Consider the following 7,549-nt stretch of genomic DNA (forward strand, 5'->3'; position numbering starts at 1 on the left):
CACCGGGCGCCTTGCGGCCGAAACCGAAGGAGAGCGTCACCGTGTCGTCCGGATGGCCGGGCACGATCCAGGCCGGCGCATCGAGGCTGAGGCCGTTGCGGTCGAGGTTCACCGTGCGGCCGTTCTCAAGCTTCAGGCGCGCGGCCGTCCCCGGCGAGACCAGAGCCGCATTGCCCCAGACGACCTTCGTCAGCGGGCGCGGCAGTTCCTGCAGCATGGCCGAATTGGCGTAGCGGCCGTCGCGTAGGAAGGGATCGGCCGTGAACCTTATTTCCACCTCCTTGGCTGGCGCGGCGCGCGGCCGCAGTCCGGCGAGGTCGGCCGGCGGCTGGACTGCGACGGGAACGGCAGCGGTGCCCGCGACAACGCCGTCGCGCAAAGCCTTGCGCCAGGCGGTATCGTCCAAGCTTTGCGCCCAATTTCGGCGCACCAGCATCAGCGCGTCGGCATCGAACGTGCCGGCAAGGGCCGCCAGGATTTCGTGCACCGTCCGCCCACCAAACAGCGGTAGGATGAGCGGCTGCACGATCGAGGCGGAGCCGTCGAAGGCGCGCAGGTCGCTCCAGCTTTCAAGATCGTGTGCGGCCGGCACATGCCATTGCGCCAGGAGCGCCGTCTCGTCGCGGTAGAGGCCAAAATGGACAAGCAGTTTCAGCGATCCGAACGTCTTCTTCGCATCGAGGCCGGCAGGCGCGGTGTGTACCGGGTTCGCGCCAAGCGCGACGACCGTGTCGATTGCGGCATCCGAGATCGCCTCGCCGAGATCGGATAGGTCGCCATCGACAGGGACCGCATGCGGCGGTTCGATGAGGTCAATCGTGTTGCCGAAGGCGCCGAGCCGGCCGTTGAAGGCCAGCGCCACCGCGTGGACGAACGCGGTCTGCTGCGATCCGGGCAAGACCAAGCCGTTGCGGCCGGCGCCCTTCAGATCGTCGACAACGGCGGCAATCCATTGCCGGTCGGCTGCGGCCGCATCACCCGCACCGCCCAGCACGGCATTCAGTCCAGCCGCGATTGCCTCCACCTCGCTTGGTCTTGCCGCCCTGCGGTGGTCGGCGGCCGCGCCGGTGATGGTCGGCGTCGACTCCACCGCATAGAGCCGGTTCATCGCGTCGCCCGGCTTACGCACGCGCCTTCGCGCCGCGAACTGCTTCGAATAGGCGAGCGCACCCGGCCCTTCGCCGAGGAAATCCGCGTCCAGCGAGCAGATCACCTGGGTGCGGTCGAAGCGGTAGAGTGGCGTCAATGCCCGGCCGAACAGCTTCGTCGCGGCCTCCTCGTCGGCCGTCGCGGCAAGCGGATCGTGGCGATAGATGCGAAGTTCCGGATATTGCTTGCGAAGCGCGTCGATCTGCGCCTTCATCGTCGGCGAAGTGCCGGTCTCGATGAGCAGCGCCGCGCCTTTCCCACCCGAAGCCGTCCAGTCAGAGGTGAGCTTGGCCATATCCGCCAGGAAATCGCTGTAGGGCGCCGGCTCGCCATTCTTCAGCGGGGTACGCGAGCGGTCCGGATCGAACAGGGCCAGCACTTGAGCCTGCATGACGGCATCCGTGGCGCCGAGCGAGGCGGGGTGATCGGTGTTGCCTTCCACCTTGGTCGGCCGGCCTTCGTGGCTCTCGACGACGGCGCCGATGCCGTAGCCGCCGCTGCAAAGCGTCGTCGCATAGTAAAGTGGCCGGCCGGGAATGACGTTCTCCGGCTGGCGCACATACGGCACGATGTCCTCAGCCCGGCCGCAGGCGGTCAAGCCTGCCAGCGAGAGCGAGGCGCCAGCGAGCTTCAAAAGCGTGCGACGGTCGAGATTCTGCGGCAGGCGCTCGGCGATGGAAGGGAATTCGGCTTCGATGAAGCGGCCGAGATCCGGCGTACCGGCCATTTCGTCCAAGCTGCGCCAGAGATCGCCGGCGGCCGATGAACGGCGCGAACCGGCAGCGCCTGCGGGTGCATCCTTGTCAGCGGTGGCAGACATAGCAGTCGGTCATGGTCTCGGGATGGACGTCAAGCAGCTTGACGAGCGACCGTCGGATTCTTGCGATGTCGTCCGGCGGGTTCCAGTGCATCAGGAAAGCGTCCTGCGGCGGCCGCAGATTGGGCTCGGGATCACGGTGGCAGGCAAGGCACCATTCCATGCTCAGCGGCTCGGCCCGCGCCGTCAACGGCATTTCGTCGACCGCGCCGTGGCAGGTCTCGCAGGCGACGCCCTTGTTCACGTGGATGGAATGATTGAAGTAAACGAAGTCCGGGACCGAATTGACCCTCTGCCAATGCAGCGGCTGGCTCCTGGCAAGGCTGGTGCGTATCGGCGCCAGCATGGCGGCATTGGTGTAGAGCTGCGAATGACAGGTCATGCAGATTTCAGTCGCCGGCAGCCCGGCGGAATTGGAGGTCTCGACGCCGTTGTGGCAATAGCGGCAATCGATGCCGAGCTGGCCTACATGGTGCTTGTGGCTGAAAGGGACCGGCTGTGCCGCTGCCTCGCCGACGCCGGTCAAAAAGCTCGAGCGCAGCAGCGCCGTGCCGCCGGTCGCGACCAGAAGCATGGTGCACAACCCGCCCCACAGCACGAACCGGGTGATGCCATTGGCGCTCCTTGCAAAGATTTGCGGCATCCCCTCGCCCAGAATGATTTGAACTTGGACCGACGTGATGGCGCCCAACTGAGAGGCCCCGCGGAAGTTCCGGAGTCGGTAGATTGCTCACGGGAAGGTGATCAAAATAACTCGTATTCCGATATTTCGCACGAAACGATTGCCGCTTTCGGGCGTTCGGGGACCATCACGGTTCTTTACGAGTTGAAAGACATGACTGTTGTCCAAACCGTCCGCAGCCGTTCCGGATAGCTTTCTGGTGGACCATGTTCGTCGGCGCGGCGTTTGGATCTCTCTCTGCATCCAGTCGGCACGTACGGTGGTGCTATGACGACTATCGATCCTATAGACGATCGGACAACACTTTCCAGGCCTGTAGCGGCCCTCGCCGACAATGTCGGCGCGGATAACATTCTCGACCGGAACGTATCGCAACCGCCACAGGCGCGGTGGCGAGATCGGCCCGAATGACACTAAGCAGGCACGTCATGTGGAGTTCAAGCGTGAATCGCGGAATAGCAATTACCCTGGTTCTCGTTGTCGTCGGAATCGCAACATTTGTCGTCCTCCGGGGTGGTGGATCCACGGCTGGAGGTTCGGGTGGAGAAACGCCACACGCACTCGATCGTCAGCCCTAGCGTGGAATTCGTCGAACCGTCGCTAGGGCCTTCATCAGGTCGCGTTTCGATGCGGAAACGACAAACTCACTTAATCAGGGAGAGTGCGCGATGTATCGGCTCGTGCTGTCAGTAATCATCGTTGTCGTAGGAGCAGTCTTCGTCGTCGGGGGCCTCTGGTTGGCGGTCTTGGGCGGTAGCTGGTTCTATTTGGTGCTGGGTGCGATGCTCACCGCATCCGGGATTCTGATGGGGCGTCACAACCCAACTGGGGTGGGGCTCTACGCCTTGGCGACACTGGTCACACTCTGCTGGGCGTTGTGGGAAGTCGGCTTCAACTGGTGGGCCTTGGCGCCTCGGGGCGGGCTGTTGCTGGTCATAGGGGTTTTGGTGCTCCTGCCAGCCATCATAAACAAGCTCAACCGTTCTGAACGGGTGGCGACAGGTTCCGGTCGTGCTCGCCCAAGTTTCGATTTCAACAATGCCGCTTTGGCGGCGGTGATCGTGTTGGCGGCTGCTGCAGGCATCTATTCAATGTTTCAGGATCCGGAGGAGGTGACGGGGACTTTCGATCAGGAGCGCATGGCGGCGGTGGCGTCTTCAGACGACGGTACCCCGCCCGGACAATGGGTCGCCTATGGACGTAACTCGATGGGCCAGCGCTATTCGCCCCTAGCCCAGATCACGCCCCAAAACATCGGCAAACTGCAGGTGGCGTGGACATTCAAGACGGGGCAAATCCGCGGGCCTAATGACCCGCAGGAAACGACCTATGAGGTCACTCCGCTCATGGTGAACGACACGGTATACATCTGCACCCCCTTCAGCACTGTGATAGCGCTCGACCCAGTTACTGGCAAAGAGAAATGGCGGTTTGATCCCAAGCTAAAAGAGCCACCTCAGGCCACTACTCAACACATGACCTGCCGAGGCGTCGCGTACGAGGAGGTCACGCCGGCCGACCTGCCCCCGAACGTTTCACTCGCGCCGGAGGTTGCCGGGGCGCCCGCACATGCTGGCGCCGATCTCCAGCAGAGCGTCGATGAAATCACAACGCAGGCCGCCGGGGTGCCGCAAAATGTGGTGACTGGACAGGCACAGTCTGGGGCTCCCAACCCGGTCGTCAATCGCGACCAGCCGCCAGCCAGCGTGAGCATCACCCGCGAATGCATGAAGCGGCTTTTCGTCCCCACATCGGATGGCAGGCTCATCTCGATCAGCGCCGAGACGGGCAAGATCTGTCCGGGGTTTGGCGGCGCTGACGGAACCGTCAATCTGTGGGCCAACATGCCCAACGTGACGCCGGGTTCTTTCTATTCGACGTCGCCCCCCGTCATAACTCACGATCTGGTCGTCGTTGCCGGGGCGGTCAATGACAACGTGGCGACCACTTCTCCATCTGGAGTGATCAGGGCCTTCAACGCCTATACGGGCGCCCTTGTCTGGAATTTCGACAGCAAGAACCCAGACGCAACCGCTCCGATCCCCAATGGCCAGACCTATTCCAACAATGCTCCCAATTCATGGAGTGTGGCCAGCTACGACCCGAAGCTCGGATTGATTTATTTTCCGATGGGCAACGAGTCGCCGGACCAATTTGGCGCCAAGCGCGGACCGGAGACCGAGCGGTACTCGTCCTCGATCCTGGCACTCCACGCGGACACGGGTAAAGTGGCCTGGGTCTTCCAGACCGTCCATCATGATCTTTGGGACTACGACGTGCCGGCTCAGCCGAGCCTGGTCGATCTCACCGTGGGCGGACACGACGTCCCGGCTCTGGTTGCGCCGACCAAGCAGGGCGAAATATTTGTTCTGAACCGCCTCACCGGAAAACCCCTTCTGCCCGTCCAGGAAGAGTCCGCCCCGCAAGGCGCTGTCGACGGAGATCACACCTCGCCAACTCAGCCCCACTCGGCGGTATCTTTCCGGCCTAATCGGTTAACCGAAGCGGACATGTGGGGCGCCACTCTCATAGATCAGCTCTACTGCCGGATCCGCTTTCATCAGCTGAGGTATGATGGGGTGTTTACGCCGCCATCCACTCAGGGCAGCATCGTGTATCCAGGCAATTTCGGCGTCTTCAACTGGGGCGCGATTGCGGTTGATCCGCAACGAGATATTGCCTTTGCCATGCCGGTCTATCTGGCGTTCACGTCCCAGCTTCTACCCAGGCCGGACAACACAGCTCGTGTGGTGAGCAAGAAGAATGCGCCTGTGTTCAATGAAAATTTTGGCGCCCCCTACGCGGCCAAGATGGGCCCATTCTACTCGTTTCTGGATCTGCCATGCCAGCAGCCCCCTTGGGGATATGTCGCAGGGGTGGATCTGCGGACAGGCAAGACCGTATACCGCCAAGTCAACGGTACGGTCCGGGACCTGACGCCCATACCGCTCCCGTTCGAGATGGGAGTGCCAGGGATTGGTGGACCGATCATTACCGCGGGCGGCGTCGCGTTCCTGAGCGGGACGATGGACAACTACGTTCGCGGCTACGATCTTCGCACAGGACGCGAGATTTGGCGCCAGCGGCTGCCGGCGGGTGGGCAAGCAACACCGTCCACCTACCAGGCTGCTGACGGTCGGCAGTATCTTGTCGTTGTAGCCGGAGGTCATGGGTCTACTGGCACCAAAGCAGGAGATTCGGTAATCGCCTACGCGCTGCCTGGCTAGAGCTTGGCTCAATGAGGCTAAACAGTGCGTTTTCTGAGCGCATCGGGCGAGCCGTATGCATACCAGTTACGGTGGGCTTCGAACCTCGTTGGCAGCACCGTTGCCCAAATCGCCGATCGACGCTCTCGATCCGATTGCGCGGTGTGTCAGATGACATTAAGCAGGCCACGCCCACGTGACGGCGAACCCGAATCCCAACCTCATGATCTGTTGCGACGGATTGAGCATGACATCCCTCCGATATGCGCGGAAGTTTAGCAGACTCTAAATGACGAGTCCCGCTGCTTGGGTGGCTGCGGACGGGCCGTTATCGGCGCTGCCGCGAGGTTGGGCGCAGCCACGCTCGCGCGTCGGCCATGCTCTCATGGCCGCGTTGTCGACGTTGGCGGCGGGCATGGCCAGCTTCTCTCGGCGATCCTGGCCCGCAACCCTCATCTGAGCGGTGTGCTTTTCGATCTGCCTTCAGGCGTCGCGGCAGCACGCAAGGGTGCCGGAGGCGACCTGCCGCGCACTGAATTTGTCGCCGGTGACTTTTTTGAAAGCGTTCCTCCCGGTGATGCCTACGTCATCAAGAAGGTCATTCACGATTGGGATGACGGACATGCCGCGGTGATCCTGCAAAATTGCCGCAAGGCAATGCTGCCGAACGGGAAGGTGCTTCTGGCCGAGACGCTCGTGCCGCCAGGTGACGAGCCGAACCAGATCAAGGGTGTCGACGTGGTCATGCTTGCCGTCACCGGCGGCCTGGAGAGAACACAGCTCCAATATGCAAGCTTGTTCGACGCCGCCGGGCTCCGTCTTGAACGCATAATTCAGACCCAAGGACCCATTTCCATACTTGAGGCCTGCCCAGCCTAACTACTGGACATAATTCAGCGGCGCGACATCACGGCGCCGATGCATTCGCGATGGCGACTGACCTCGCGCCGCTGCCCAAGTTGCAAAGGCAGATCCGTGGGTTCAACGACACAAGGGGATGGCGGCGTGTTGATCGCAAAGCCCAACGGGATGGGGAGTTGTTGGATTTCGAAGCCGTCGAGCCCGTCGAGCAGGTTATCGCTTGCTGTCAACCGTCTTCGGGGCAACGCTGCTTCTGGCGGCCGCAATTTCGAGCGCACAAGCCGGCGCTCTCCAGGTAATGCCCCGTCCTTGGTTCGCACGTTTCGCTGATATCGGGACTTGCTAAAGTCTTCGGCGGTCGGCGCTGCCAATCCTTCAAGCCCCCTCGATCAGGCCCAGCGGCCTTCCCGGCACCCCTCGCAACTGTGCGCAGGGCTGGCTCATTTGGCAGGCGTCAGAACGTCCATTGTAATGTGTTTTCTCGCCGCCACCCGTTGCAAGCAATGTTGGGGGATGTCGGGCCACGTCGCCCTGGTGCATTCATCGTCGGCGACAACCACAACGGCTTCCAAAATCGGATGCACGTTTGCAGCTTGGGTAGGGGTCGATAGCAATGTCTGGGTTATGAGACCGGGTATCACTGCAATTTGGGTCAGTAAGGCTACATAGGCAATGTTCTTGATCATGCTGCGGTAACGCCCGCCTTGCTGTAATCGTTCCGTGCTGGGTTACAGTGGCGGGCCTTCTTGGAATCTCTGTGGCACAAAAGTCACTAATTCGAATGTGCAGAGCTTCGACCGGCGCGCTTATTAACCAGCGGGGCTGGGCCTACCT

6 protein-coding genes and 1 pseudogene are annotated in these 7,549 nt (G+C 62.0%); 3 read left to right on the forward strand and 4 right to left on the reverse strand.

Annotated features, from left to right (window positions below; translation table 11 throughout):
* Positions 1-1,969: TAT-variant-translocated molybdopterin oxidoreductase (locus EN932_RS23990; RefSeq protein ID WP_164890593.1), on the reverse strand; the 1,969-nt coding region annotated here is incomplete at its 3' end.
* Positions 1,953-2,609 carry a cytochrome c3 family protein gene (locus tag EN932_RS23995; protein WP_127367551.1) on the reverse strand — a complete coding sequence of 219 codons (657 nt, stop codon included), beginning with the start codon at positions 2,607-2,609 and terminating at the stop codon, positions 1,953-1,955. The genes EN932_RS23990 and EN932_RS23995, both read right to left, overlap by 17 nt.
* 278 nt (positions 2,610-2,887) lie before the next feature.
* Here EN932_RS23995 and EN932_RS24000 point away from each other — a divergent pair.
* The 3 genes and pseudogenes from EN932_RS24000 to EN932_RS24010 all read left to right on the forward strand — a co-directional run.
* Positions 2,888-2,998: pseudogene (locus EN932_RS24000) on the forward strand (BA14K family protein); the annotation flags it as partial.
* Positions 2,999-3,316: 318 nt separating this feature from the next.
* Positions 3,317-5,875, forward strand: coding sequence for a membrane-bound PQQ-dependent dehydrogenase, glucose/quinate/shikimate family (locus tag EN932_RS24005; RefSeq protein ID WP_127367064.1), 2,559 nt, complete (start codon positions 3,317-3,319; stop codon positions 5,873-5,875).
* A 327-nt stretch (positions 5,876-6,202) separates the two neighbouring features.
* The gene (locus EN932_RS24010; protein ID WP_245459353.1) at positions 6,203-6,733 is read left to right on the forward strand and encodes a methyltransferase; all 531 of its coding nucleotides are present in this window, start codon (positions 6,203-6,205) and stop codon (positions 6,731-6,733) included.
* Between the two features lie 14 nt (positions 6,734-6,747).
* On the opposite strand, the gene EN932_RS24015 is transcribed toward EN932_RS24010, so the two are convergent.
* Positions 6,748-7,086, reverse strand: a complete 339-nt coding sequence (locus EN932_RS24015; RefSeq protein ID WP_128369113.1) for a hypothetical protein — start codon at positions 7,084-7,086, stop codon at positions 6,748-6,750.
* Positions 7,087-7,155: 69 nt separating this feature from the next.
* Complete coding sequence (locus EN932_RS24020; protein WP_128369114.1) at positions 7,156-7,401, reverse strand: hypothetical protein; 246 nt, start codon at positions 7,399-7,401, stop codon at positions 7,156-7,158.
* Positions 7,402-7,549 lie beyond the last annotated feature (148 nt).

The organism is Mesorhizobium sp. M7A.F.Ca.US.002.01.1.1, assembly GCF_004022955.1.
Classification (GTDB): domain Bacteria; phylum Pseudomonadota; class Alphaproteobacteria; order Rhizobiales; family Rhizobiaceae; genus Mesorhizobium; species Mesorhizobium ciceri.